This window comes from Xanthobacter sp. DMC12 (assembly GCF_056314105.1).
Map to the genome: position 1 here is coordinate 409,469 of NZ_JBQUYZ010000001.1, position 24,242 is coordinate 433,710.

The following is a 24,242-nucleotide window of genomic DNA, read 5'->3' on the forward strand; positions in this document are numbered from 1 at the left end:
ATGCTCACTCCCGCACCCAGCGACAGCACGCCCGCCGGCGACGCGCGCCCGGTCATGATCCGCATGGCGGGCGTCGAGAAATATTACGGCACCTACCACGCCCTGAAGGCCGTGAACCTCGACGTGCGCTCGGGCGAGCGCATCGTGATCTGCGGGCCGTCGGGCTCCGGCAAGTCCACCCTCATCCGCTGCATCAACGCGCTGGAGCATCACCAGGGCGGCGAGATCGTGGTGGATGGCACCGAAGTCGGCAAATCCTCGCGCGGGCTCGACAAGGTGCGCGCCGAGGTGGGCATGGTGTTCCAGAGCTTCAACCTGTTTCCGCACCTCACCGTGCTGCAGAACTGCACGCTGGCGCCCCGCAAGGTGCGCGGCCTCGCGCCCAGGGAGGCCGAGGCCATCGCCATGAAATATCTGGAGCGCGTGCGCATTCCCGAGCAGGCGAACAAGTATCCCGGCCAGCTCTCCGGCGGCCAGCAGCAGCGCGTGGCCATCGCCCGCGCGCTGTGCATGACGCCCAAGGTGATGCTGTTCGACGAGCCCACCTCCGCCCTCGACCCCGAGATGGTGAAGGAGGTGCTCGACACCATGATTTCCCTCGCCCAGGACGGCATGACCATGATCTGCGTGACCCACGAAATGGGCTTCGCGCGGCAGGTGGCCGACCGGGTGATCTTCATGGACAAGGGCGAGATCGTGGAGGAGGGGCCCCCCGCCACCTTCTTCGCCAACCCGAAGAGCGAGCGCACGCGGACCTTCCTCGGCCAGATCCTGCACCACTGACGCCAATGACGCCCGCGCTCATCACCTGTGACTGGGGCACCTCCTCGCTCCGGGCCTATCTCATGGCGGCTGACGGCGAGGTGATCGCCAGCCGGGCGAGCGGGCAGGGCATCATGGCGCTGGGCGGCGCGAGCTTTCCCGAGGTGCTGGCCGCCATCGCCGGCGACTGGGCGCGCGACCATGGCCCGCTGCCGGTTCTACTCTCCGGCATGGTGGGGAGCCGCCAAGGCTGGGTGGAAGCGCCCTATGCGCGCTGCCCCGCCGGCCTTCCCGATCTTGCCGCTGCCCTCGCGGAGGTGCCGGCCCAGCCCGGCTTCGGCCGCATCGCCATCGTGCCGGGCGTGCTGAAGGACGACGACAACGCGCCCGACGTGATCCGCGGCGAGGAGGTGGAGGTGCTCGGAGCCCTCGCGCGCCTCGGACTCGTGGACGGCCTGTTCGTGCTACCCGGCACCCATTCCAAATGGGTGCGGGTGGAAGCGGGCCGCATCACCACCTTCGCCACCTACATGACGGGCGAGGTGTTCGCCGCGCTCAGGGGCCATACCATCCTCGGCCGCATGATGGAGGAGGGCGTCTTTTCCGCCGAAGGCTTCCACCGGGGTGTGGCAGCAGCGGCGGAACTCGAAGGGCCGGGCGCGCTGCTCGGCCGGCTGTTCTCCCTGCGCGCGCTCGGCCTCACCGGGCGGCTCGACGGCGCTGACAGCGCGGACATGCTCTCCGGCCTTCTGATCGGCGCCGAACTGCGCGACGCCTCCGCCGGCGAGCCATTCACGCTGGTGGCCAACCCGGCGCTCGCGGCGCGCTATGCCGAAGCCGCGACCCTTCTCGGTCTGCCCCATGCCCGCGCGCCGGAAGGCTGCGGCCCGGCCGGACAGCATGCGGTGGCGAAAGCCGCCGGCTTCATCTGATTTCAGGAGTGCGACCGATGCCCACCTTCAAGGACGCCCTTGCCGCCTGCCCCCTGGTCGCCATCCTGCGCGGCCTGAAGCCGGAGGACGCGCTGGACATCGGCGCGGCGCTGGTGGGGGCGGGTTTCACCATCATCGAGGTGCCGCTCAATTCGCCCCAGCCGCTGGACTCCATCCGCATCCTCGCCGACGCCTTCGGCGACCGCGCGCTGATCGGCGCCGGAACGGTGCTCACGCCGGAGGATGTCGACGCGGTGAAGGCGGCGGGTGGCCGGCTCATCGTCATGCCCCATGCGGACCTCGCCGTGATCCGCGCTGCCAAGGCCGCCGGCCTCGTCTGCACCCCCGGCGTCGCCACCCCCACCGAAGCCTTCGCCGCCCGCGCCGCGGGAGCCGATGCGCTGAAGCTGTTCCCGGCCGAGGGCATCCCGCCCCATCTCGTGAAGGCGTGGCGCGCGGTGCTCACCGACATCCCGCTCCTGCCCGTGGGTGGCATCGACACCACCAACATGGCCGCCTACCGCGCCGCCGGCGCGGAAGGCTTCGGCATCGGCTCGGCCCTGTTCAAGCCGGGCAAGGCGGTGGAAGCCATCGCAGCCGACGCCCACGCGCTGGTGGCGGTGGGGCGTGAGGTGTTCGGCCGCTAAATTCCCGCCGTCCGGCGCAGGGTGTCCGCACGTTCCCGCCGGGCGCGTTCCTCGTCGATGGTGCGGATGGTCTGCTGCACGAAGGCGAGATGATCGTCGGAGGCGCGGCGGGCTGCATCGGCATCGCCGGCGGCGATGGCGTCCATCAGCGCCTGATGCTGTGCGCACAGCCGCTCATAGGTGCGCGGCACGATGTAGAGCTTGTCGAGGCTTTCGGAGATGCTGCTCTGGAGCAGTCCGAACATGCTCGACATGACGGAGCGCAGCACCGCATTGTGCGAGGCATCGGCGATGGCGAGGTGGAAGGCGGCGTCGGCGCGGGCCTCGGCCACCGCCTCGCCCTTCTCGTGATAGGCCGCAAGCTTGTCGAGACAGCGCCGGATGGCGTCGAGATCGTCCGGCGTCGCCCGGAGCGCGGCATGGTAGGCGGCCTGCCCCTCCAGTCCCCGGCGCACTTCCAGAACGTCCTGGCCGAAGCCGGGATTGCCAGCGACCACCGAGGCAAGCGGATCGGCGATGGTGGTGGTCCGTCGAGGCTGGGTCGGCTCGGTGATGATGTTGCCGCCCCTGCGGAGGGTGATCCGCCCCCGCGCGCCAAGACGCATCAGCGCTTCGCGCAGGGTGTTGCGCGAGGCCCCGAGCATTTCGGAAAGGGCACGCTCGGAGGGAAGCCGGTCGCCCACGGCAAGGCCGCGGTCCTCGATCAGCGCCTCGATCGCCAGCTCGATCCGGTCGGCCACGCGCTGCGCTGAGGAGGGGGAGGGGGGCGACGCCATGGGTGAGTTGCCTGCCTTGGTCCGATCAGATGACGCGGGGCGCGCCGGACCCGCCGGCTCGCCCCAACGCCACTATGTCTTTCCGGCACACGAACTTCCAGCCCGCGCGTTCATCCCGCTGCCGAGGCTTGTGGACGATGGTTGGACCAGGTTGGGCTGAGGCGGCTTCGCCTCAGGGGATCATCCACGGTGTCAGGTAGGCCTGAATGGTGGTCATGATGCCGACGATGGCCGCCAGCGCGAGGCTGTGCTTGACCGTGAAGCGGAACAGGTCCGACTCCCGGCCGATGAGGCCCGCCGCCGCGCAGGCGATGGCGATGGACTGGGGCGAGATCATCTTGCCGGTGACGCCGCCGGTGGTGTTGACCGCCACGAGGAGCACGTCGCTCACCCCGATCTGGTGCGCCGTGGTGGCCTGCAGCGAGGCGAACAGCGCATTGGCCGAGGTGTCGGAGCCGGTGAGGAACACGCCCAGCCAGCCGAGGAAGGGCGAGAAGAAGGTGAAGCTCGGCCCGGTCTCCGACAGCGCGAGGCCGAGGGTGGAGGAAAGGCCCGAGTAGTTGGCGATGAAGGCGAAGGCCAGCACCATGCCGATGGAGTAGATGGGGATCAGCAGGCCCTTGATGGTCGAGACGAAGGTCGAGACCGCCCGCGACGGCTTCATGCCGAGGAACACGACCGACACGATGGCGGCGAGGAAGATCGCTGTGCCCGTGGCCGAGAGCCAGTCGAACTTGTAGTCCGCGGCAAAGGGCTTCGCGCTGGTGACGATGGGCGGCAGCTTCACGACCATGTTGTGCAGGAACGGCACGCTCACATGGGCCACCATGTCGGCCAGGGCGCCGCCCGGCGCGAACAGGGCCTTGAAGGGCGGGATGCTCCAGATCGTCACGAATACGGTGAGGATGAGGAACGGCGACCAGGCGCGGACGATCTGGCCGGCGGTGTAGGTCACGCCGGTCTCGATGGAGGCGACCGTCGGCGCCGGGGCGGCACCGTGGTCCAGGCCGCCCTTGCTTGGCGCCTCGGTCTCGAAGCGGAAGATGCGGCGGGGCTGCCAGAAGCGCAGGAACAGCGGCAGGGTGATGAGGGTGGCGAGCGCGGCGGTGATGTCCGGCAGCTCCGGGCCGACGAAGTTGGCGGTCAGGAACTGCACGGTGGCGAAGGAGCCGCCGGCGACGAGGATCGCAGGCCACGTCTCGCGTACGCCCCGCGTGCCATCCATGATGAGGATGAGCCAGAAGGGCACCAGCACCGAGAGGAAGGGAAGCTGGCGGCCGGCCATCTGGCCGATGTGGAAGGGATCGAGCCCCGTGACCTGCCCGGCGACGATGATCGGGATGCCCATGGCGCCGAAGGCGACCGGCGCGGTGTTGGCGATCAGGCAGAGGCCGGCGGCGTAGAGCGGCTTGAAGCCGAGGCCGACGAGCAGCGCCGCGGTGATGGCCACGGGCGCCCCGAAGCCGGCCGCGCCCTCCAGGAACGCGCCGAATGCGAAGCCCACCAGCAGCAGTTGCAGGCGCTGGTCTTCCGTCACGGAGAGAATGGAGCGGCGGATGATCTCGAACTGGCCTGTCTCAACGGAAATCTTGTAGAGAAAGACCGCGCCGATGATGATCCAGGCGATCGGCCACAATCCATAGAAGAAACCGTAGACGCCAGCGGCAAGCGCCATCTGTATCGGCATGCCGTAAAGCAGGATGGCAACGCCGAGTGCAAGAAGAACCGTGATGGTCCCGGCCACATAGCCTTTCAGCTTGAGCCGGGTGAGCGCGACGAAAAAGAAGATGATCGGGATGGCGGCGCCGAGGCTCGACAGCCACATGTTCCCCATCGGGTTATAAATCTGGTTCCAGACCCCCACGTTACCCTCCGATTGTTATTTGGTACTACCAAAAAGTACGCGTTGTTAATTTGGTACTGCCTAATGCAGATGTTGATGTCAAACGAAATCGTGCGAGACTTTTTGGTCCAACCAAATTGGCTCACCTCAAGGGGTTCCGGGTAAGGCGGGCGATTCGGCTCCGGCGGGCCCGCGCCCTCGCAACGGCCAGGCTGTGCGCTGCGCCGCTGCGGTCTGGTCTCAGCTGAAAAAAACGGCTTCACTCCTCGGCCCTTGGCCGACCCAAGGTCCGATAGGCAGAGCGAGTCGAAGCGATGGAAGAAGCGCACGCGGTAGCGACAGCCGAGGCGGCAACGCCCGCGCCGTCCCTCGCGGAGGACCAGACCCAGATCACCTGCTCCCGCACCTTCGCCACGTGGCTGCGGCAGCACAGGGTCAGCCTCGCCTTTTCCTCCTACCAGAGCGGTCAGCTCTTTCTGGTCGGCCAGTTCGGCAATGAGAACCTCTCGTTCCACCAGCGCAATTTCGTGCGGGCCATGGGCCTCGCTCCGCGCGGCAACGAGCTTTATCTCGCCTCGCTGAACCAGATCTGGCGCTTCGCCAACGTGCTCGGCCCCGATGAGCGGGCGAACGGGCATTTCGATCGCCTTTACGTTCCGCGCACCGCTTATGTCACTGGCGATGTGGACGCCCACGAGATCGCGGTGGAGGCGAGCGGCCGCATCGTCTTCGTGAACACCAAGTTCAGCTGCCTTGCCACGGTCAGCAGCACGCACTCCTTCAAGCCGGTGTGGAAGCCGAAGTTCATCTCCCGGCTCGCCGCCGAGGATCGTTGCCACCTCAACGGTCTCGCCCTGGAGGACGGGCGGGTGCGCTACGTGACGGCGGTGTCCGCGACCGACGTGGTGGACGGCTGGCGCGACCACCGGGTGGGCGGCGGGCTCCTCATCCGGGTGGACGACGACGCGGTGATCGCCGACGGCTTTTCCATGCCCCATTCGCCGCGAGTGCACGGCGGGTGGATCTGGATGCTCGATTCCGCGCGGGGCTATCTTGTCCGGGTCGATCCGACCACCGGCGCCAAGGAGGATGTGGCCTTCTGCCCCGGCTTCCTGCGCGGCCTGTCCATCCATGACGGCCATGCGGTGGTGACGCTCTCCCTGCCGCGGCATCTGTCGTTCACGGGCATGCCCATCGACGGCGAGATTGCGCGGCGCGGCGGCAGCCCGTGGTGCGGCGTCCAGATCATCAAGCTCGCCACCGGCGACGTGGTGGAGTGGATCCGGCTGGAGGGCGCGATTCGCGAGCTGTTCGACGTGGCCGTGCTGCCCGGAGCCGCCTGCCCCATGGCGGCACCCGAGAGCGGGCCCGACCTTTCAAGCCTCCTGACCATCGAAGCGCCGGACGCTCCATTGGGTAACGCTGGGGCAGTGTAACCGCCGCGCATCAGGGTATAGGATTGTTTACCCAACGGCGCGCGACCTATGGACAGGCCCCTGCGTCAGTGCTGCAACTGGAACTGAGCCTTGGGCGGTAGGCTGGGAGGATCGGGGGTGGCTTGGCCGGCATTTCCGGCACGCCTCGCCGGTCTCGCGCGAACTCCACCCGGAAGCGTTACCCCCAGGCGATCCGCCGAGGTCGCCTGCGTCAGGCGCCTCCGGTGGGTTGGCCGACAATAATGAGGGGGCCTTCGCTCACCCCTCGCGGCGGGGCGGAAAATGGGCAAGAAGACCAATGCGCTGAAGGGCCTGCTCCTTCAGGCGACCTTCCTCAGCAGCTCGTTCGCCGGCGGCGCCGCGCTTCTGCCCACCGCTACCTACGCACAGGCCACCTGCACGGTCGCCGGAAGCCCGGCCGCGTGCCAGCAATCCGGCAGCCAGATCTACATCTCCGGCGACGGTGCGAACGGCAAGAACAACGCCAGCAGCAAGTCCGATGCGGACGCCTCTTCAGGCGTGAATGTGGGCCTGACCAACGCCGGCGCCCTGTCGCCCGGATCGCTCGCTGCGTCCTCCACCGGTGGGCAGGGCGGATATGGCGCCGCCGCGGACTGGACCACCTCGGCCACCAACGGCGGCGACGGCGGCAATGGCGGCACCGTCACCATCGTCAATTCCGCACCCCTCAGCGGCCCGCTCACGCCGGCCTCGGCGGCCATCACCGCCAACGCGAGCGGCGGCAACGGCGGCAATGGTGGTGGCGGCAACGATACCAACGGCTCCCAGTCCGGCGGCGCCGGAGGCAATGGCGGCACCATCAACATCAACAACACCGGGGCGCTGACCTCGGCCGGGACGGGTGCCGGCATCTCGGCGATTTCGGTGGGCGGCGTCGGCGGCATCGGCGGATACACCTACGGCATCTCCTCCGGCCCGAGCGGCGCCGGCGGCACCGGCGGCTACGCCAAGATCTACAGCAAGGGCGCCATCACCGTGTCCGGCAATGCGAGCCCGGGCATCTATGTGAAGACGTCGGGCGGCTACGGCGGCAACGGCACGGGATTCGAGCGGCCCAACAATGCCGGGGGAACGGGCGGCACCGGCGGGAATTCCAACGGCGCGAACGTGGTCAATCACGGCGCCATCATCACGAGCGGCAGCAATTCCTCGGGCATCTCGATCATCAGCATGGGCGGCGCCGGCGGCACCGTCGGCTATACGGGCGATTCGACGCCGTCCGTGGGTGGCAGCGGCGGCAATGGCGGCCCGGTCAGCGTCAAGCAATATGGCAACATCTCCGCTTCCGGAAACGGCTCCAGCGGCATCCTCGTGCGCACGACCGGCGGCGGCGGCGGCCAGGGCTCCTACCATTCCATTGATGAGGGTGGAAATGGCGGCACCGGCGGCAACGGCGGCAACATCTCGATCACCACCTCCTCGGGCGTTGCGATCCAGACCAACGGTGTGCGGGGCGCCGGCATCTATGCCAATGCCAACGGCGGCACCGGCGGGCCGGCCGGCTTCGCCTATGGCAAACTCTCCGCCGGGGGCGCGGGCGGCAACGCCGGCACCATCACCATCGATCATGTGGGGGCCATCCAGACCCAACAGAACTATTCCGCCGGCATCTACGCCTCGGCGGCGGGCGGCGCGGCCGGGCCCAGCTTCTTCAATCTGGAATCCTACAAGTACGGCCTCGCCGGCGGGAACGGCAATTCCGTCGTCGTGAAGGCTTACGGCGCGAGCCCCACCGACCAGATCGTCACGTCCGGCGCGTCCTTCCTGCGCCAACCCTACAGCGCCTCGAACAACATCCCGCGCTCCAACCCCGGCGCCTATTCGGACGGCATCCGCATCAACACCAGCGGCGGGCGCGGCGGCGATGGCGGAGACCCCGACATCGGCGGTGCCGGCAGCGGCGGCAATGCCGGCTCGGCCAAGCTCTATGTGGGCATGGGCATTTCGGTCTCGGGCGCCTACAGCAACGGCATCACCATTCTCGCTGCCGGCGGCAATTCCGGCATCGCCATGGAAAGCGCGGAAGGCGACCGCTATGCCGCGGGCAATGGCGGCAACGGCGGCAACGTGGTGATCCACGCCTCGGGCGACATCACCGCAACCGGGGCGGGGGCCATGGGCATCCTCGTCAACAGCTCGGGCGGCTCGGTGAATACCGCGAGCTATTACAGCGTGCTGCGGACTGCGGGCAATGCCGGGACCATCACCCTCGTAAGCACCGGCAACGTGTCGGTCACGGCGGCCAATGCGGGGCCGGCCATCTATCTGAAGGCCATGGGCGGAGATGCCTGCCTGACCAGCATCTGTGGCCCCAACGCCGGCGGCAACGGCGCCAACGTCACGGCCACCATCGGCGGCAGCGTGACCACCACGGCCACCCAGCAGAGCCCGAACCCGCTGCTCGGCACCAAATACGTGGCGCCCGCGATCCTCATCAACGCCAGCGGCGGCAACGCGGGCTACGGCCATCTCTATGGGGGCAGCGGGCAGACCGTCGGCAGCGCCGGCAACGCGGGCAACATTTCCCTCACCCTCCAGCCCCAGTCCGCGGCGGCGCCGTCGATCCAGATCAGCAGCGTGGGGGCCAATTCGCCAGCCGTGGCGCTCATCGCCAACGGCGGCGGGGGTGGCGGCGGCTTCACCGAGAACGGGTCGTTCATCAACCACTGGAGCGATGCCAGCGGGGGCGGCAACGCTGGTAATGTGAGCTTCACCGCCTATTCGGCCCAGGGCGGCCAGCCCATCATCATCAGCACATCGGGCGATCATTCCGCCGGCATCCTCGCCCAGAGCATCGGCGGGCAGGGCGGATACGGCGGCTACCACAGGGCGGAGAATGGAGATTTTGGCGTCGGCAATGGCGGCAATGGCGGCGCGGCCGGCATCGTCACCATCAAGACCAATGCCAACATTTCCACGGCAGGCAACTACGCGGTCGGCATCCGGGCGATCTCGTCGGGTGGCAACGGCGGCCAGAGCGGCATCACATCCGGAGATACGTCGGGTAACGGCGGCACCGGACTGACGACAGGCTTCGCGGTGGAGGTGGTCAGCGGCGGCACGATCACCACCAAGGGCGCCTATTCCTCCGGCATCTACGCGACAAGCATCGGCGGTACGGGTGCAAGCGGGGTGGAAAACAGCCAGGCCGGCAAAGGCGCGCCGAGCGGCCAGGTGAGCGTGCAAAACACCGGCGCGATCATCACCTCCGGCGACGAGAGCCACGGCATCTTCGCCAGCTCCTTCGGTGGCGGCGGCGGCGCCGGGGGATCCACCGATGCGGACGGCGCCATCTTCATCTTCGCCCAAGGCGGGCAGGGCGCCAACGGCGCGAAGGGCGGCTACACCTACATCACCAATAACGGCACCATCACCACATCGGGCGACTCGAGCAACGGCATCTTCGCCTTCAGCGAGGGCGGCGGCGGCGGCCTCGGCGGCAGCGTCCGCAGCACGAACGTCGGCGGTTTCAGCGTTCCGGCCGTGACCATCGATCTCGGTGGAAGCGGCGGCACCGGCGGCACCGGCGGCGACCTGACCATCAACAACACCGCTGGTGGCACCATCAGCACCTCCGGCCGCGACTCGGCCGCCATCCGCGCGCTCTCCGTGGGCGGCAACGGAGGGGCCGGCGGGCAGTCCAACAGCAGCACCTATTCGGCCGGCTTCGGCCCGGACCAGCCGCAGGTCAATTTCACCATCAGCATCGCCGGAAACGGCGGGGGCGGCGGCGACGGCGGCACCGTGAAGGTGAGCAACACCGGCGTGTTGACGACGACCGGCGACCAGTCCCCCGGTATCCAGATCACCAGCGTCGGAGGTGGCGGCGGCGAGGCCGGCAACGCCCAGACCATGACGCTGGCGGCAGGCCTGTCCAAGACTGTCAATATCGGCGTGACGGCCGGCGGCGCCGGGGGCTCCGGCGGCAATGGCGGCAATGTCTACGCCTACAACAACACGACGAGCGCCACGATCACGACCTCGGGCTTTGCCTCCCACGGCATCTCGATCGTCACCATCGGCGGCGGCGGCGGCAATGGCGGCATCGGCACGACGCAGCTCGAGACGCTGGTTCCGGGCGACCCGGTGACCTCGGCGCTGCCAATCCCCTTCAACGATTCCTACCAGGTCAACCTCGCCGTCGGCGGAAACGGCGGCAACGGCGGCAGCGGCGGCAACATCACCGCCTCGAACGACGCGAAGATCCAGACCACGGGCATCGATTCCGCTGGCATCTTCGCCTTGTCGGTGGGCGGCGGCGGCGGCGTGGCGGCGGCGGGCAAGGCCGTGTCGAGCGCAGACTTCAGCGAGCAGCTGACCCTCGGCGGCAACGGCGGCACCGGCGGCAACGGCGGGACCATCAGCGTCACCAACAGCACCACCGCCACCATCCAGACCTCGGCGGACGGCGCCCACGGCATCGTCGCCACCTCGGTGGGCGGCGGCGGCGGCAACGCCGGCACATCGACGGCCGACCTGGACAACAGCGCCGTCGAAGCCGGCCTCGATGGCCTGTCCACCGCAACGCTCACCGCGATGCTCAACAGCCTGAAGGAAGACAAGGACAAGGACACCTGGATCCCGACGGTCAATCTCCAGCTCTCGCTCGGCGGCAGCGGCGGCGCGGGGGGCAATGGCGGGCAGGTGACCGTGACCAATGCCGGCACCATCATTACCGGTGCCGCGGGCGGCAGCGGCGGCGATGTCGCGTTCGGCATCCTCGCCCAGTCCATCGGCGGCGGCGGGGGCACGGGCGGCGCGGCGACCTCCTACGGATCGCAGCTGCTCAACGCCACCATCACCATGGGCGGCAGCGGCGGCGCGGCCGGCTCGGGCGGGACCGTCATCGTCACCAATTCCGGCACCATCACCACCAGCGGCGATAGCGCGTTCGGCATCCTCGCCCAGTCCATCGGCGGCGGCGGCGGCGTCAGCGGGCTCGGCTCCGATCTTTCCCCCACGTTGCTCGGCCCGGCCGTCAGCCTCGGCGGCGAGACCGCCAGCGGTGCCAATTCCGGCGGCGGCGCGGTGACCGTGACCGCCGGGCAGATCACCACCCACGGCAATGAAGCCCACGGTGTGGTGGCCCAGTCCATCGGCGGCGGCGGCGGCCTGTTCTATGCCAACCAGGCCGACTACAGCAGCGCCGGGCAGGCGGCCTACCAGCAGGAGCTTGGCCAGCAGGTGGTCGATATCCTGGGCCAGGCCACGGTCGACGAGATCGCCGCCAACTTCGCCCAGGCGGTCGCCAATTCCAACGGCACGCTCACGCTCACCATCGGCGGCACCCAGCAGGGCGGCAGCGCCACAAACAATGCCGGCGGCGGCGGCGGTGCGGTCAATGTCATCCTGACCTCGCAGGTGGCGACCACCGGGGACAACGCCTTCGGCGTGCTGGCCCAGTCCATCGGCGGCGGCGGCGGCTTCGCCACCGACGGCTCCGGCCTCGACGTGAATACGCTGACGGTGAAGGGCAGCCTCGGCAATTCCTCCTCCGGCAATCTGGTGGAGACCGGCGGCGGCGTCACCGTCACCTTCGAAGCGGGCAGCAGCATCGCCACCACCGGCAACGGGGCGACCGCGGTCGTGGCCCAGTCCATCGGCGGCGGCGGCGGCTACACCGGCGCGCTCGATGCCACCTCCGGCATGACCTACGCCAATTTTCTGACCCCCTCGAAGGGCGGCGTCGAGGTCAATGCGAACATGGCCGGCGGCGACGTGACCATCGTCTCCAACGGCGTGTCCTCCATCACCACCACCGGAACCAACGCCCACGGCATCGTCGCCCAGAGCCTCAGCGGCGGCGGCGGCCTCGTGGGGAATTCCGGCGGCCTCATCATCCCGACCGGATCGACCACGGATTCCCGCGTCACGGGCGTCAGCGGCCCCCTCTCCCCCGGCGACATCTCCATCAACTATCTCGGCACGATCAGCACGAGCGGCGCCAATTCCATCGCGATCTTCGCGCAGAGCGGCATCCAGTCCACCTCGGGCCTGATCGACACCAACCAGGCGGCGGCGACCTCCGGCAGCATCTCCGTCAACATCCAGGACAATTCCAAGATCACCGGCGGCAGCGGGAGCGGCGCCGCCATCGTGCTGGACGGCCTCGCGACCAACTCGGTCACCGTGGGCGCCGGCGCGAAGGTGAGCGCGGCGTCGGGGCTCGCGATCTCCTCGCTCTGGGGCAGCAACACCGTCACCAACAACGGCACGATCATCGGCGACGTGATCCTGTCGAACGGCACTGGGCCGGGGGCGACCTTCCTCAACCAGAACGGCGCGACCTACGTCACCAACGCGAACGGCACCGTCGACCTCGGCACGTCGGGTACCTTCAACAACCAGGGCACCATCGTCGTTGCCGGCGCGGGGACCTTCGGCAGCACGACGCTGACCGGCACCCTGTTCCAGGCCGGCGGCACCATCAGCGTCGACGTGGGCGGGGCCAGCTCCAGCGACGTGTTCAACGTCGGCACCGTTTCAAAGGCCTCGGGCAATGTCGGCGTGAGCGTCGTCGGCTCGCTCGATCCCAACGGCCAGTACACCGTGATGACGGTGTGCGGAAACAATCCGGCGAATTGCAACGGCTCGCTGGAGATGCCCGCCATCCTCTCGCAGATGGCGGTGACCAGCAATTCCAACAGCGGCATCAACGTCGCCTGGAATACGAGCGCCTCCACCGACACCGCGCTCATCATCGCGCCGGAGGTGACCTTCGCGCCGGCGGGGGTGCAGCTCAACGCCAACCAGAAGGCCTACGCCCAGCACCTGCAGGCGAGCTGGAACGCCGGCGGGTCCGATGGCCTCAACCCGGTCTATGCGGACCTCATCAACCTGCCGAGCCTCGGCGCCTACCAGCGCGCGCTGGGCACCGCCATGCCCGCCATTCTCGCCGCCGGTCCCGCCGCGGCGGTGGGCACATCGCGCTCGGCCCTCGGCTCGGTGCTGAGCTGCCCGGAATTCCAGGGCTCCGGCACGCTGGTGCAGCAGGGGGACTGCATGTGGGCCCGCGTCGACGCGGGCTACACCTCCTTCACGCCGGGCGACTACACCGGCTTCAACGTCACCCAGACCGCCTACCGCCTGGGCGCGCAGAAGGAGGTGGCCACCGGCTGGTTCGTCGGCCTCGCCGCCTCCTACGGTCTCGATTATTTCACCAATGAGTTCGGCTATTCCTCCACCCAGGGGCAGGAGGTGGGCCTCTCCGCCTCGCTCAAGCGCGAGATGGGGCCGTGGCTGTTCTCTGCCGCCGCCCATCTCGGCTACGGCTGGTATGACGCAAGCCGCCAGTCCGTCATCGGCACCGCGACCTATCTCTCGGACTCGAACTACGAGAGCTACACCGCCGCCGGACGCCTGCGGGCCGAATACAGCGTTCCGTTCCAGAACTGGTACCTGAAGCCCTATGGGCAGATGGACCTGATCTATACGTCCGTGCCGGGCTTCAACGAGGGCGGGCACCTCAGCCCCTACGATCTCGCGGTGGCCCAGAACGACAATTTCACCATCGCCCTCGGGCCGCATCTGGAAGTCGGCGCGCGCTACGACCTGCCGGACGGCTCCGTGCTGCGGCCCTACGGCACCATCGGCGCCACCTGGTACTCCAACAACACCTGGGACGTGACCGCCGCCCTGCTGAACGCCCCCCTGGGCACCGGCAATTTCAGCACGGTCGTCGCCCTGCCGGACTGGCTCGCCGACGTGACCCTCGGCCTCCAGTGGTCCTCGAAGGACAGAATCGACCTGCGCGTCAGCTACGAAGGCGTCGTCGGCAACGACTTCATCTCCCACGCCGGGTCGCTGCGTTTCTCGGTGCGGTTCTGAGGGGCAACCCATCGCCGGAAGCGGGCGATCAAAGCGGGCGGTGTGATGGCGCAAGGCGTCCGAAGACGATGCCGAGCGCGGTCAGCATCATTCCTCCGGCCAGAAGGAAGGTCAGCCGCATTCCGGCGGCGATGTCCAAGGCCGTTGCCCCGGTGAACTGTCCGGTTCCCGCGCCGAAGGCAAAGACGGCGCTCATGAGCGATGCACCCGCGATAAGCCCGATATTGCGCGACAGGTTCAGCGCACCGGACGCCATTCCGCGCTGATCCTGCGCCACATGGGCCAGCGTGGCTGTATTGTTGGCGGCCTGAAAGAGTTGGTAGCCCGGCGTCAGCACGGTGATGGCGAGCAGATAGCCGACGACACCTATCGTGTCCGGCAAAAATGCGAGCAGAAGCGCGCCGGCCGTCAACAGCACCAACCCGATGGTGAGCACGCGGCCACTTCCCCAGCCATCGACGAGCCGACCGCCCGGAATCCCGCTGAAGATCGAAATCACCGGTCCGACCGCCATCACGAGGCCCACATCCATCGCCTCCAGACCGAGACCAAGGCTGAGATAGAAGGGGCCGACCACCAGCGTCGCCATCATGACGGCGGCCACCATCACGTTGAGCGCGAGATTGGCCGCGAGGTGCGAAGATATCTTTGGCCACAAACGCAACGATGGCGCCTTTGCCCGCGGCTGTTCGCCGGGCAGCGTGACAACGGCGAGGACAAGGGCTGGCACCGCCAGCGGGACTTGAATCCAGAAGATGCCGCGCCATCCCGTCATGGGAATGAGCAGGCCCCCGAGCGAAGGGCCGAGCGCCGTCCCGAGCGCCGATGCCGTGCCAAGCAGGCCCATGGCCCGCCCGACCTTCGCCTCGCCGGCCGTCTGACGCATCATCGCCATGGTGAGCGTCATGAGGAAAGCCGCGCCGATGCCCTGCAGGGCCCGCGCGCCGACCAGCAGCCAGAGGTTCGGCGCAATCGCGCACAGCAGCGAGGCCGTCGAAAAGACCGCCAGACCGACGATGAGCATCGGCTTCAGTCCGTAGGCGTCACCGAGCCGGCCCGCGACGAGGACGGTAATCGTCAGGCCGGCAAGATAGGCGACGACGACCGTCTGGACCTGTGCGAACGGTGCCGAGAATGCGACGCTGAGCGCGGGTAGGGCGATGTTGGCGATACTGGTGCCAAGCGAGGCCAGCAGCATGGCCATCGCCAATGTCATCGCAACGGGGGACCTCATCTTGCGGGATGCGCCCGGTTCCGCCTGTTTCATGCTCTTGCCCTCTTGCCTGAATTTCGAGTGAGGGGCAGGCTGCCACTTCAAGCCGACTTGAGGTCAAGCATGAAGTTTCTCGATATCGGTGAGGTCGCGGCGCAAAGCGGATTCAAGCCTTCGGCGCTGCGCTATTACGAGGAGGCCGGGCTGATCTCCTCAGCCTCCCGGCACGGCTTGCGGCGGCAGTTCCCGCCGGAGGTGCTGTTGCAGCTCAGGCTCATTTCCATGGGCAAGTCTGCAGGATTCTCGCTGGAAGAAATCGCCGCAATGTTCGGCCGGAACGGCATGCCGGACCTGCCGCGCGATCTGCTTCACCAGAAGGCCGACGAAATCGACCGGCAGATCCACGAACTGACCGCGCTGCGCGACACCCTTCGCCACGTCGCCGACTGCCGGGCGCCGTCGCATATGGAATGCCCGACGTTCCGGCGGCTGGTGGATGTGGCGGGAAGGCGCGGGAAAATGCGCGCGACCACGGCGAGGAGAAAACGAGGACCCGGGGCGTGAGGCCAGGGCGGCCGAGCGATGTGCCGTTTCAACGCACTGGCGGAAGGGGTGGGATTCGAACCCACGGTGGGCTTGCACCCACGGCGGTTTTCAAGACCGCTGCCTTAAACCACTCGGCCACCCTTCCGGGCCCCGCCTCGGGGGCGGGGCTGTATGAGGACCCCATCTAGAGCAGGTGCGCGGGCGCGTCGAGGGGGCTGGCGCGGAAGGTGGGGCGTGAGATCGGGAGCGCACCGATGGGCGTGCGTCGACGAGGTGTAATGGTATTCAGATGGGCGGCAATATTGCCGTTTGTTAACCATGGCCGCAGCTACGCCCCATTTTTGCCGTCATTGGACCCCCTGTTGGCGGAATCTGCCGGGGTCCATGCCGATCGCGGCGTGTGCGTTCTGTCTCTGCCGGCGGCAGCAAAAGCGGGGAACCGGGCACGGATGATGACGGGATCGGCGAGGACGCAGCGGAACAGGATCGGTCACCTCGTGCGCGCCGTCACCGGCGCCGGGGCAGCGCCATCCATCCGGGGCGTGCGGACCGTGGCGGTTCTCTCCTCCCTGATCGCGATCGCCGGGTGCGGCTCGGTCGAATCCCTCGGCAGCAAGATCGATCCCATCTGGGGCGTCTCGACCAGCCCGCGCGTGGTCGCGGAGGGCGATCCGGTGCCGCGCGGCGGCGGCAGCTACAAGGTGGGCAAGCCCTACACCATCGGCGGACGCACCTATGTGCCGGCCGAGAACCCCAATTACATGGCCGAGGGCACGGCATCCTGGTACGGCAAGGATTTCCACGGCCGCAAGACCGCCAATGGCGAGATCTTCGACATGGGCTCCATCTCCGCCGCCCACAAGACGCTGCCCATGCCGTCCTATGTGCGGGTGACGAACCTGTCCAACGACCGCTCCATCGTGGTGCGGATCAACAATCGCGGGCCCTATGTGGGCGACCGCCTGATCGACGTCTCCTACAAGACGGCCGAACTGCTTGGCTTCGCCCAGAAGGGCATGACCAAGGTGCGGGTGCAGTATCTTGGGCGCGCGCCGCTCGACGATGACGACGACATCAAGCTCGCCTCCACCCTGCGCACGGACGGCACCCCGGCCGACCTGATCGAGGGCTCGCCAGTGCGTGTCGCCTCGGCCAAGCCCTTCGTGCCGGAAGGTCCGCCCATGCGGCGCGTCGCCGCCTCCGCCCCGCCGTCGGACGAGGCGCCGGTGCCGCCGCCGCGGCCGTATGATCTCGGCCAGACGGGCGGTTCGGGCCAGGTGGTGGCCAGCGCCGGCTGGTCGCAGGGCGCCGCGCCCGTCTCCGGCCTCGGCTTCGCCGGGGTTCCGGGAGAACGCTAGATCTTCGAACGCTGAGCCGGCCGGCTCACGTCCCTGCCGAAGATATCCCCCCATCCTGAATTCCGCGGGGCTTTACCCGGAGCCGGTGCTTCGCGATGATCCGGCCGAAGGGGAAGCCGTGACCTTGGCCGCGCCACGGTGGGGACGGCACTTCCCGCGTGCCGTATCCGGTGGAGCCAGATGTCCGTGTCCTCCCGCTTCGCCTCCCGTCTTGCCCGCGTCCTCGCCCTTCCGGCCCTCGCGCTGGCGCTGGCGGGCGCGCTGACCGCGCCCCGGCCCGCCGCCGCCCAGCAGGCGCAGGGCTTCCAGACGTCGGTACCCGCCGCGGTTCTGATCGATTTCGAGACCGGCACGATTCTCTACGAGAAGGACGCCGACAAGCGCTTCGCTCCGGGCACGCTCACGAAGGTGATGACCGCGGATGTGGTCTTCTCCCAGCTCAAGGCCGGCAAGATCGCCCTTGATACGCCCTTCGTGGTGAGCGTGAACGCCTGGAAGCGCGGCGGCGGCCCTTCGGGCGGCGCGGCGATGTTCGCCGAGGTGAACAAGCCGGCCCCGGTGGGCGAGCTGCTTGCCGGCGCGCTGGTGGTCTCCGGTAACGACGCGGCCATCGCCTTGGCCGAGGGCGTCGCCAACACCGAGAGCGAGTTTTCCCAGATGATGAATGCCGAGGCCAAGGCCATCGGCATGGCGAATTCCGAGTTCCACAACGCCACCGGCTTCGCCGATCCCGGCCAGGTCTCCACGGCCCGCGACCTCGGCCTGCTCGCCGCCCACATCATCCGCACCTATCCCACCTACTATCCGGTCTTCGCCCGCCCCAACATCGAGTGGAGCCGCATCAAGCAGCGCAATCGCAATGTGCTGCTGGACGCCGGCATCGGTGCGGACGGCCTTCAGGTGGGCTGGGTGAAGGATGTGGGCTACCACGCCCTCGGCTCGGCGGTGCAGAACGGCCAGCGTCTCATCGTCGCCACCCTCGGCGCGAAGAGCGAGAAGGAGCGGCTGGAAGAGACGCGCAAGTTGCTGGAATGGGGCTTCCAGTCGTTCCGGCAGCGGCAGATCTTCACGGCGGACCAGGAGATCGGCCGCGCCCAGGTGTTCGGCGGCACGCAGGGCTCGGTGGGGCTCGTGGCGAAGGGGGCGGTCTCCATCCTCACCCCGCGATCGGGTAATGAGCGGGTCACCGCCAAGGTCGTCTATACCGGCCCGCTGCGCGCCCCGGTCGCCAAGGGGACGGAGGTGGGGCGCATGCAGGTGACGCGCGGGCAGGTGAAGGCGCTCGACGTGCCCCTCTACACGGCCGAGGACGTGCCCGTGGGCTCGCTGACCGACCGCGCCCTCGACGGCGGCATGACGCTGCTCGGCGACGGCGTGCGCGATCTCTTCAAGAAGGTGCTCGCGAAGGTCGGCAAATGAGCGGTCGTTTCATCACCCTCGAAGGCGGGGAGGGCACTGGCAAGTCCACCCAGGCGCGACGTCTGGCGGAGCATCTGCGCGCCCTCGGTCGCGAGGTGGTGGAAACCCGCGAGCCCGGCGGCACGCCCGGCGCCGAGGCGCTGCGCCATGTCATCCTCTCCGGCGCTGCCGAGCCCCTCGGGCCTGCGGCGGAGGCGCTGCTGTTCGCCGCCGCGCGGGCGGACCATGTGGCCGGCCTGATCGCCCCGGCGCTGGAGGCGGGCAAGATCGTGGTGTGCGATCGCTTCATCGATTCCACCCGCGTCTATCAGGGCGCGGTCGGCGCCGTGGACCCGAGCCTGCTCGATTCGCTGGAAAGCCTTTCGGTAGGCGCGGTGCGGCCGGACCTCACTTTGGTGCTCGACGTGCCGCCCGAGATCGGCCTTGCCCGCGCCGCCCGGCGCGCGGCGGGCGCGGCGGCCGACCGGTTCGAGAAGGAAGGCGGCGACTATCACGCCGCCGTCCGCGCCGCCTTTCTCGCCCGTGCCGAGGCAGAGCCGGCGCGCTGCGTCCTCATCGATGCCTCGGCCGATGCGGATGCCGTCGCGGCCGCCATTGCCCACGTGGTGGCGGCCCGTCTCGGGCTGGGTGTCGACGAGATCGCAGGCGCGGGCGCATGAGCACGGAGATCGCCGGCGACGTGCTGCCGGGCGCGCCGCATCCGCGCGAGCAGGACCGCCTGTTCGGCCATGCGGCGGTGGAGGCGGACCTGCTGGGCGATTTTCGCGCCGGGCGCCTGCCCCATGCCCTTCTCATCGGCGGGCCGGAGGGCATCGGCAAGGCGACGCTGGCCTATCGCCTTGCCCGCGTGGTGCTGGCCGGCGGGCCGGAGCCGGGCGCCCATGACCTGAGCCTGCCGCCAAGCCATCCGGTGTTCCGGCAGGTGGCGTCGCTCAGCCATCCCGACATGCTGGTGCTGCGCCGCGCGCCGGAGGCGGGGGAGGAGAAAATCCCCACCATCATCCCGGCCGAAATGGTGCGCCGGGTGCGCAGCTTCTTCGGCGCCACGGCGGCGGCCGGCGGCTGGCGGGTGTGCATCGTCGATGCGGTGGACGAGCTGAACGCCTTCGGCGCCAATGCCTTGCTGAAGACGCTGGAGGAGCCGCCGCCGCGCGCGCTGTTCCTGCTCATCACCCATGCCCCCGGCAAGGTGCTGGCCACCATCCGCTCGCGCTCCCGGCTGCTGCGCCTTAGGGCGCTGGCGGAAGGCGATGTGCTGGCGGCGCTGGACCACCTTTCCACCGAGATCGGAGACCTCAACGCTGCCGAACTTCCGGCCGCCGCGCAGGCCTCGGGCGGCAGCGTGCGCCGCGCCCTGACGCTGGCACGCGGGGAGGGGATGGAGGTGCGCCTCGCCACCCTCAAGGCCCTGGGCCAGTTGCCGCGGCCCCGGCCGGAGGACCTGCACGCGCTGGGCACGCGGCTTCAGGGCGACCGCGCGGACGGGCTCGATCTCTTCGTCGAGGCGGTGAGCGACTATGTGGCCGCGCAGGCCACGCACGCGGACGTGCCCCGCCATCGCCTTGTCCGCCTCGGCGAGGTATGGGAGAAGGTGCGGCGCAGCGCGACCGAGGCTGATGTCTTCAATCTCGATCGCAAGGCGCTGGTGTTTCGCATCTTTGCCGATCTGGCCGAGGCCGTGCGCTGAAGCTGCCGCAAGCTGAAGCCGCAGTCCCGGGGGTCGGGGAAATCGTCCGAGCCTTCCGATGTCCGTCAAGCCGCCGTTCTACATCACCACCGCCATCTCCTACCCCAATGGCGTGCCCCACATGGGCCATGCCTATGAGGCGATCGCGACCGACTGCGTGGCGCGCTTCAAGCGGCTCGACGGCTATGACGTGCGCTTCCTCACCGGCACGGACGAGCACGGCATCAAGATGCTGCAGACCGCCCAGCGCGCGGGCCTGACGACCCGCGAACTGCTCGAGCGCAATGTCCCCCGCTTCCAGGCGATGGTGGAGACCTTCAACCTCTCCAACGATGACTTCATCCGCACCACCGAGGAGCGGCACCGGATTTCCACGCAGGCCATCTGGGAAAAGATGGCGGCGAATGGGGATATCTATAAATCCACCTATGCCGGTTGGTATTCCATCCGTGATGAAGCCTATTACGCGGAAGACGAGACAGCACTGAACGATGCCGGTGTGCGGCTTGGCCCACAGGGTACGCCTGTGGAATGGGTGGAGGAGGAAAGCTATTTCTTCCGGCTCTCGGCCTATCAGGACCGACTGCTCACTTACTATGCCGAAAACCCGGGGTTTATAGCGCCTGACACCCGCCGAAACGAGGTTGTCAGCTTCGTGTCGGGTGGCCTTCAGGACCTCTCCATCTCCCGCACCACCTTCGACTGGGGCATCCCCGTTCCGGGTGATCCCAAGCACATCATGTATGTGTGGGTGGATGCGCTGACCAATTATATCACCGCGCTCGGGTATCCGGACGTGGAGGGCGACTTCGCCAAGTACTGGCCGGCGGATGTTCATGTCATCGGCAAGGACATCATCCGCTTCCATGCGGTTTACTGGCCGGCGTTTCTCTGGTCGGCGGGGCTTGAGGCACCCAAGCGCGTGTTCGGGCACGGCTTTCTCTTCAATCGCGGGGAGAAGATGTCGAAGTCGGTCGGTAACGTCATCGACCCGTTCGACCTTGCCGCGACCTATGGTGTTGATGCCATTAGATATTTCTTCCTGCGGGAGGTCGCGTTCGGCCAGGATGGCTCCTACAGCCACGAAGCCATCGTCAACCGCATGAACGCCGACCTCGCCAACGACCTGGGCAACCTCGCCCAGCGGTCGCTGTCGATGATCTCCAAGAATCTCAATGGCTTGGTGCCCACCCCCGGCCCCCTCTCGCCGGAGGACGAAGCCATGCTCGCCCTCGCCGACGGCATGCTGGCGAAGAGCCGCGAGGCCATGGACGCGCAGGCTATCCATTTGTATCTCAACGCCGTTTGGGCCGTGGTCGCCGACGCCAACCGCTACTTCGCCGCCCAGGCCCCCTGGGCCCTGCGCAAGACCGATCCTGCCCGCATGGAGACCGTGCTCTGGGTCACTGCCGAGGTGATCCGGCAGGTCGGCATCCTGGTCCAGCCGGTGATGCCGGAGAGCGCGGCCAAGTTGTTGGATCTGGTCGCGATTCCGGCCGACGAGCGGGGCTTCGACCGGCTCGATCCGGCCTCCCGCCTGACCGCCGGCCGCACCCTCCCGACCCCCGTGGGCGTGTTCCCGCGCTATGTGGAGCCGGAAGCCACGACCTGAGGGACGGGTGTGCGCGGACCGGAAATATCTTAACCTTGCTAGGGTTTTGTAGTTTACAGCACGCGGGGCTGGGGGAACTGGAGCGGTGGGAATGACGGGCGTGAGATGGGTTTCGGCGGCCGCGGTGGCGCTGGCACTGGCCGGCTGCTCCAGCAGCTACGACCGCGCTCCGGCGCCAGCTCCCAATTATGATCCGATCCCCCCGGCCATGCCCACCGAGATGCCCCCGCCGGCGCCGGAAGGCCCGGCCGTTCCGCGCATCGAGGTGAAGCTCGCCGGTGCCGACGCCACCCTCGTGCGCGCCCGCATCGCCACGTCGCGCCGCGCCCGCCAGTACAACATTACGGTGGACCAGCCGGCCCAACTCATTGCCGAAAAACGTCTTCCGCCCGATGAGGCGATGAAGCGCACCAACGGCCAGAGCCAGGATGCCGCCTTCCGGCTCGACTACATCTTCAATACCTCGGGCGGCAACGTCACGGTGTCGCTGGAAGCCTCCATCGTCACCAATCCCGGCCGTCCCGGCGAGCGCGTGCAGCCCATCACCATGCCCGCCTCCGACGCGGATGCGCTCAAGGAAGAGATCAGCGCGGCCCAGTAGCCGCGCTCTTCAACGCTGGCGCGGGGTTCCGGCCAGTCGTTCGACCAGGATGACAGTGGCGAGTGCGGCGACCGTCTTCACCACGGCGCCGGGGATGAAGGGCACGAAGCCCTTCTCCAGCGCCAGCATGGGGCTGACCTTGGTGGCGAGCCAGCCAGCGCCCATCACCATCAGCACCAGATGGCCCAAAGCGAGGACCCCGAACAGCGGCAACGGCCGCAGCCGCGCCCAGGTCTCCTGAAGCCATCCCACCAGCAGCGCCGTCACCAGAAAGCCGACGATGAAGCCGCCGGAGGTGCCGGTGAGCATGGCAAGGCCGCTCCGCCCGCCCGAGAACACCGGCAGGCCCATGAGTCCGGCGAGGAGATAGATCGCCACGGTGAGCCCACCGAACTGCCAGCCCATGAGCGCCGCCAGCGTGATCAGCACATAGCTTTGCAGGGTGATCGGCACCGGCTGGATGGGAATGGACAGCTGGGCGCTCCAGGCCAGGAGCGCCACACCCAACACAAGGCCGGCGATCGCCCAGACGTTGGATGCGTCCGCGAGGCGGGCGAGGGCGGGGCGGAACGGAGGCTGGGTCTTGAGCATGGTGGTCCTGACGATCGGGCGAGCGGGCCGGGCCCGCGTCGGTCCCGGCGATACCTTCGCCGGTTGAGCGCGGCAAGTCCCGGCCGCGCGTGGGACGCATGGCCGCCGCCTCGACGGGGGCGGCCGATGCGCTTATGTGATGCGCGGACCGCCCGTAGGATCATCATGCTCGTCGACAGCCATTGCCACCTCGATTTCCCCGATTTCGCCGCCGAGCTGCCGGACGTGGTGGCCCGCGCCGAGGCAGCCGGCGTCTCCCATCTGGTGACCATTTCCACGCGGGTCCGCCGCTTCAACGAGATTCTCGCCATCGCCGAGCGGTTCGACAGCGTGAGCTGCTCGGTCGGCACCCACCCCCATCAGGCGGGCGAGGAAACCGACGTGACGGTGAAGGATCTGGTGGACCTCTCCCGCCATCCCAAGGTGGTCGCCATCGGCGAGGTGGGGCTGGACTATCACTACGATCTCGGCCCGCGCGAGGCGCAGGAGCACGGCTTCCGCACCCATATCGCGGCCTCGCGCGAGACCGGCCTGCCGCTGGTGATTCACGCCCGCGAGGCGGATGAGGACGTTGCCGCGATCCTTGAGGAAGAGACCGCCAAAGGGGCCTTTCCCTTCCTGCTCCACTGCTTCACCGCGGGACCGGAACTTGCCCGCCGCGCGCTGGCTCTGGGCGGCTATATCTCTTTTTCGGGCGTCGTGACCTTCAAGAAGAGCGAGGATCTGCGCGCCATCGCACGTGATGTGCCGGCCGACCGCATTCTGGTGGAGACCGATTCCCCTTTCCTGGCGCCGACCCCCCATCGCGGCAAGCGCAACGAGCCGTCTTTCGTGCGCGAGACGGCGAAGGTGCTGGCCGAGGCGCGGGGCGAGCCCTTCGAGACCTTCGCCGCCGCAACCACGCGGAATTTCTACACCTTGTTTTCCAAGGCCCGGCGCTGAATCACCCGGCGCTGAACGAGGGAGGAGAC

17 protein-coding genes and 1 tRNA gene are annotated in these 24,242 nt (G+C 68.3%); 13 read left to right on the forward strand and 5 right to left on the reverse strand.

From position 1 onward, the window contains the following. Window positions 1–54: 54 nt before the first annotated feature. Genes ACT535_RS01745 through ACT535_RS01755 form a run of 3 tightly spaced genes read left to right on the forward strand, consistent with a single transcriptional unit; the run spans window position 55 to window position 2,341 of the window. Window positions 55–783: an amino acid ABC transporter ATP-binding protein gene (locus tag ACT535_RS01745; RefSeq protein ID WP_394029262.1), complete on the forward strand. Its 729-nt coding sequence runs from the start codon at window positions 55–57 to the stop codon at window positions 781–783. A 5-nt stretch (window positions 784–788) separates the two neighbouring features. Beyond that, on the forward strand, window positions 789–1,694 hold the full coding sequence (locus ACT535_RS01750; RefSeq protein WP_476363139.1) for a 2-dehydro-3-deoxygalactonokinase: 906 nt from the start codon (window positions 789–791) through the stop codon (window positions 1,692–1,694). A 17-nt stretch (window positions 1,695–1,711) separates the two neighbouring features. Beyond that, window positions 1,712–2,341, forward strand: coding sequence for a 2-dehydro-3-deoxy-6-phosphogalactonate aldolase (locus ACT535_RS01755; RefSeq protein WP_476363140.1), 630 nt, complete (start codon window positions 1,712–1,714; stop codon window positions 2,339–2,341). Here ACT535_RS01755 and ACT535_RS01760 read toward each other — a convergent pair. Together ACT535_RS01760 and lldP are read right to left on the reverse strand one after the other, a co-directional pair. After that, window positions 2,338–3,117, reverse strand: coding sequence for an FCD domain-containing protein (locus ACT535_RS01760; protein ID WP_476363141.1), 780 nt, complete (start codon window positions 3,115–3,117; stop codon window positions 2,338–2,340). The two genes, ACT535_RS01755 and ACT535_RS01760, sit on opposite strands and share 4 nt — an antisense overlap. Window positions 3,118–3,289: 172 nt before the next feature. Further along, a complete protein-coding gene (gene lldP / locus ACT535_RS01765; protein WP_476363142.1) occupies window positions 3,290–4,981 on the reverse strand; it encodes an L-lactate permease in 1,692 nt (563 codons plus the stop codon). 293 nt (window positions 4,982–5,274) lie between these two features. On the opposite strand from lldP, the gene ACT535_RS01770 reads away from it, so the two are divergent. Together ACT535_RS01770 and ACT535_RS01775 are read left to right on the forward strand one after the other, a co-directional pair. Next, window positions 5,275–6,396, forward strand: coding sequence for a TIGR03032 family protein (locus tag ACT535_RS01770; RefSeq protein ID WP_476363143.1), 1,122 nt, complete (start codon window positions 5,275–5,277; stop codon window positions 6,394–6,396). Window positions 6,397–6,678: 282 nt separating this feature from the next. Continuing rightward, entirely contained in the window at window positions 6,679–14,244 is a 7,566-nt protein-coding gene (locus ACT535_RS01775; RefSeq protein WP_476363144.1) for a hypothetical protein, read from the forward strand. 28 nt (window positions 14,245–14,272) lie between these two features. Here ACT535_RS01775 and ACT535_RS01780 read toward each other — a convergent pair whose 3' ends face one another. Further along, window positions 14,273–15,511, reverse strand: coding sequence for an MFS transporter (locus ACT535_RS01780; RefSeq protein ID WP_476363145.1), 1,239 nt, complete (start codon window positions 15,509–15,511; stop codon window positions 14,273–14,275). A gap of 69 nt (window positions 15,512–15,580) precedes the next feature. Here ACT535_RS01780 and ACT535_RS01785 point away from each other — a divergent pair, with 69 nt between their 5' ends. Further along, on the forward strand, window positions 15,581–16,021 hold the full coding sequence (locus ACT535_RS01785) for a helix-turn-helix domain-containing protein (protein WP_476363146.1): 441 nt from the start codon (window positions 15,581–15,583) through the stop codon (window positions 16,019–16,021). Between the two features lie 37 nt (window positions 16,022–16,058). Here ACT535_RS01785 and ACT535_RS01790 read toward each other — a convergent pair. Next, window positions 16,059–16,148 (reverse strand) — tRNA-Ser (locus tag ACT535_RS01790). Between the two features lie 352 nt (window positions 16,149–16,500). Here ACT535_RS01790 and ACT535_RS01795 point away from each other — a divergent pair. The 6 genes from ACT535_RS01795 (at window position 16,501) to ACT535_RS01820 (ending at window position 22,680) form a co-directional block, all read left to right on the forward strand. Beyond that, window positions 16,501–17,361, forward strand: a complete 861-nt coding sequence (locus tag ACT535_RS01795; protein WP_476326596.1) for a septal ring lytic transglycosylase RlpA family protein — start codon at window positions 16,501–16,503, stop codon at window positions 17,359–17,361. A 180-nt stretch (window positions 17,362–17,541) separates the two neighbouring features. Further along, window positions 17,542–18,780, forward strand: coding sequence for a D-alanyl-D-alanine carboxypeptidase family protein (locus ACT535_RS01800; protein ID WP_168457739.1), 1,239 nt, complete (start codon window positions 17,542–17,544; stop codon window positions 18,778–18,780). Then, window positions 18,777–19,439, forward strand: coding sequence for a dTMP kinase (gene tmk / locus ACT535_RS01805; RefSeq protein ID WP_476363147.1), 663 nt, complete (start codon window positions 18,777–18,779; stop codon window positions 19,437–19,439). The genes ACT535_RS01800 and tmk overlap by 4 nt, the downstream gene beginning before the upstream one ends. Next, window positions 19,436–20,467 carry a DNA polymerase III subunit delta' gene (locus ACT535_RS01810; protein WP_168457741.1) on the forward strand — a complete coding sequence of 344 codons (1,032 nt, stop codon included), beginning with the start codon at window positions 19,436–19,438 and terminating at the stop codon, window positions 20,465–20,467. Before tmk ends, ACT535_RS01810 begins: the two co-directional genes overlap by 4 nt. 58 nt (window positions 20,468–20,525) lie before the next feature. Continuing rightward, window positions 20,526–22,079 (forward strand): methionine--tRNA ligase, encoded by a 1,554-nt coding sequence (gene metG / locus ACT535_RS01815; protein ID WP_476363148.1) that lies wholly within the window; start codon window positions 20,526–20,528, stop codon window positions 22,077–22,079. 91 nt (window positions 22,080–22,170) lie between these two features. After that, on the forward strand, window positions 22,171–22,680 hold the full coding sequence (locus tag ACT535_RS01820; protein ID WP_168457743.1) for a hypothetical protein: 510 nt from the start codon (window positions 22,171–22,173) through the stop codon (window positions 22,678–22,680). Window positions 22,681–22,689: 9 nt separating this feature from the next. Here the strand turns inward: ACT535_RS01820 and ACT535_RS01825 are convergent, their stop codons facing one another. Then, window positions 22,690–23,271, reverse strand: coding sequence for a biotin transporter BioY (locus ACT535_RS01825; protein ID WP_476363149.1), 582 nt, complete (start codon window positions 23,269–23,271; stop codon window positions 22,690–22,692). Between the two features lie 165 nt (window positions 23,272–23,436). On the opposite strand from ACT535_RS01825, the gene ACT535_RS01830 reads away from it, so the two are divergent. Continuing rightward, on the forward strand, window positions 23,437–24,213 hold the full coding sequence (locus ACT535_RS01830) for a TatD family hydrolase (RefSeq protein ID WP_476363150.1): 777 nt from the start codon (window positions 23,437–23,439) through the stop codon (window positions 24,211–24,213). Window positions 24,214–24,242 lie beyond the last annotated feature (29 nt).